This window comes from Azospirillum sp. B506 (assembly GCF_000333595.1).
Taxonomy (GTDB): domain Bacteria; phylum Pseudomonadota; class Alphaproteobacteria; order Azospirillales; family Azospirillaceae; genus Azospirillum.
The window spans coordinates 1-2,931 of sequence record NZ_BADK01000850.1; the positions used below are offsets into that span (position 1 = coordinate 1).

A 2,931-nucleotide genomic window follows, 5' to 3' on the forward strand; every position below is an offset into this window, starting at 1 on the left:
TGCGCGGCACGCCGTACTTGTCGGCCTGCCGCCACACGGTCTCGGTCTGGGGCTCGACCCCCGCAACAGCATCGAAGATGGCGACGGCGCCATCGAGGACACGCAGGGACCGCTCGACCTCGATGGTGAAATCGACGTGGCCGGGCGTGTCGATGATGTTGATGCGGTGATCGCGCCAGAAACAGGTCGTTGCCGCCGAGGTGATGGTGATGCCCCGCTCCTGCTCCTGCTCCATCCAGTCCATGACGGCGGTGCCGTCATTGACCTCGCCCATGCGATAGGACTTGCCGGTATAGAACAGGATGCGCTCGGTCGTCGTCGTTTTCCCGGCATCGATGTGAGCCATGATGCCGATGTTGCGGTAACGGTCGAGGGCGTGCGAACGGGGCATGCAAAATCACCAGGAGAGGCGTGAACCTTACCAGCGGTAGTGCGAGAACGCCTTGTTGGCTTCCGCCATGCGGTGCGTGTCTTCGCGCTTCTTCACGGCGGTGCCGCGCTGGCTGGCGGCGTCGAGCAGCTCACCCGACAGACGCTCGGTCATGGTGTTTTCCGAGCGCGCACGGGCGGCGCTGATCAGCCAACGGATGGCCAGGGCCTGGGCGCGGTCCGAACGGACCTCGACCGGAACCTGGTAGGTCGCACCGCCGACGCGGCGCGAACGCACTTCGAGGTGCGGCTTCACGTTGGCGAGGGCGTCGTGGAAGACCTGAACGGGATCGTTCTTGGTCTTGACCTCGATGCGGCCGAGCGCACCATAGACGATGCCTTCGGCGGCCGACTTCTTGCCGTCCAGCATCAGGCAGTTCATGAACTTCGTCAGGACGCGGTCGCCGTACTTGGCGTCCGGCAGGACTTCACGCTTCTCGGCGCGATGACGACGGGACATCGTGAGTTCTCCTTACTTCGGACGCTTCGCGCCGTACTTCGAACGACGCTGCTTACGATCCTTGACGCCCTGGGTATCCAGCGTGCCGCGAATGATGTGGTAGCGAACGCCGGGAAGATCCTTCACACGACCGCCGCGGATCATGACCACCGAGTGTTCCTGGAGGTTGTGACCCTCACCAGGGATGTAGCTCGTCACCTCGAAGCCGTTGGTCAGACGAACACGGGCAACCTTACGGAGCGCCGAGTTCGGCTTCTTCGGGGTGGTGGTGTAAACGCGAGTGCAGACGCCACGCTTCTGCGGGCAGGCCTCCATCGCGGGAACCTTGTTGCGCGCGGCCAACGGCTCGCGCGGCTTACGGATCAACTGGTTGATCGTCGGCATATCTGCCCTTCATCCCTTCAAGATCACTCGGCCGGACGAGCCGGACGAAGCAAAAGCCCGCCTGCGAAACGTTGCCGTTCCGAGCGGGCTGAATGAGCGAAAGCCGACCGGAGAATTCCGATCGGCGGGATCGGTGGGTTCAAGCGGACACACGGATATACCGTGCATCCTTTGAAGTTCGCGGACTTTAGGGAAAGGTCGACACAGAGTCAAGAACGGTGTTGCAGCATGCGGACGCCCCGGTTCCAGATGTTCAACAGCCAAAGAAAAAGGGCGCGCTCCCCACGGAGCGCGCCCCCTCCCATACTCTATCACCCCGATAAATCAGGCCGCGGAGCTTTCCTCGCCCGGAGTCGGCAGGGCCGGAGTTTCCTCCGGAGCGCCGGCCTCCAGGGCCGCTTCGCGGTCACGCTCGGCGGCGATCAGCTTCAGGCGGTTCACCACGGAGCCGGTGCCGGCCGGGATCAGACGGCCGACGATGACATTCTCCTTCAGACCTTCCAGGTTGTCGACCTTGCCGCCGACGGCCGCTTCCGTCAGGACGCGGGTGGTTTCCTGGAACGACGCGGCCGAGATGAAGGAGCGCGTCTGCAGGCTGGCCTTGGTGATGCCCTGGAGAACCGGGTGGCCGTGGGCCGGCTGCAGCCCCTCGGCGACCGTCTTCTCGTTCTCCTCGTCGAACTCCTGACGGTCGACCTGCTCGCCCACCAGGAAGGTGGTTTCGCCGGCATCGGTGATCTCGACCTTCTGCAGCATCTGGCGAACGATCACCTCGATGTGCTTGTCGTTGATCTTCACGCCCTGCAGTCGATAGACGTCCTGGATTTCGTTGATCAGGTAGTCGGCCAAGGCCTCCACACCCATCACCGCCAGGATGTCGTGCGGCACCGGGTTGCCGTCCATCAGCAGATCGCCGCGTTCGACATAGTCACCCTCCTGCACGGAGATGTGCTTGCCCTTCGGGATCAGATACTCCTTCTCGTCGCCGGTCTCGTCGTTGCGGACGACGATGCGGCGCTTGGTCTTGTAGTCCTTCCCGAATTCGACGCGGCCGCTCATCTCCGAGATGATGGCGAAGTCCTTCGGACGACGCGCCTCGAACAGCTCGGCCACGCGCGGCAGACCACCGGTGATGTCGCGGGTCTTCGACGATTCGCGCGGGATACGGGCCAGCACATCGCCGGCCTTCACCTCAGCACCGTTCTCCACCGACAGGATGGCGTCCACCGACATGAAGTAGCGGGCTTCCAGGCCGTTCGGCAGGGTGATCAGCTCGCCCCGGTCATCCACCAGCGCGATGCGCGGCTTCAGATCGGCACCGCGCGGCTGCTGGCGCCAGTCGACCACCACCTTGGAGCTGATGCCCGTCGCCTCGTCCATGACCTCGCGCATGGAGATACCCTCCACGAGGTCGATGTAGCGGGCGGTACCGGCACGCTCCGTGATGATCGGCAGGGTGTAGGGGTCCCACTCGGCCAGCTTGGCGCCGCGCTCGACCTTCACGCCCTCGTCGGCCAGCAGCTTGGCACCGTAGGGGACGCGGTGACGCGCCCGCTCGCGGCCCTGCTCGTCGAGCAGGATCACTTCGGTGCTGCGGCCCATGACGACCGGGATGCCCGACGAGTTCATGACGATGTTGCGGTTGTTGATCCGCACCG

At 64.2% G+C, this 2,931-nt stretch carries 3 protein-coding genes and 1 pseudogene; all 4 read right to left on the reverse strand.

The window, feature by feature from the left end; translation table 11 throughout:
* Nucleotides 1-391: GTP-binding protein (locus I71_RS26410; RefSeq protein WP_042700995.1), on the reverse strand; the 391-nt coding region annotated here is incomplete at its 3' end.
* A 27-nt stretch (nucleotides 392-418) separates the two neighbouring features.
* The gene (gene rpsG, locus I71_RS26415) at nucleotides 419-889 is read right to left on the reverse strand and encodes a 30S ribosomal protein S7 (protein WP_012973202.1); all 471 of its coding nucleotides are present in this window, start codon (nucleotides 887-889) and stop codon (nucleotides 419-421) included.
* A 12-nt stretch (nucleotides 890-901) separates the two neighbouring features.
* On the reverse strand, nucleotides 902-1,273 hold the full coding sequence (gene rpsL, locus I71_RS26420; RefSeq protein ID WP_012973201.1) for a 30S ribosomal protein S12: 372 nt from the start codon (nucleotides 1,271-1,273) through the stop codon (nucleotides 902-904).
* 324 nt (nucleotides 1,274-1,597) lie between these two features.
* A pseudogene (locus tag I71_RS26425) lies at nucleotides 1,598-2,931 on the reverse strand (DNA-directed RNA polymerase subunit beta'); the annotation flags it as partial.

What these genes read in the sequence shown, in the direction of transcription:
- rpsG (WP_012973202.1), bottom strand. Translation starts at nt 889, where the DNA reads ATGTCCCGTCGTCATCGCGCCGAGAAGCGTGAAGTCCTGCCGGACGCC.
- rpsL (WP_012973201.1), bottom strand. Translation starts at nt 1,273, where the DNA reads ATGCCGACGATCAACCAGTTGATCCGTAAGCCGCGCGAGCCGTTGGCC.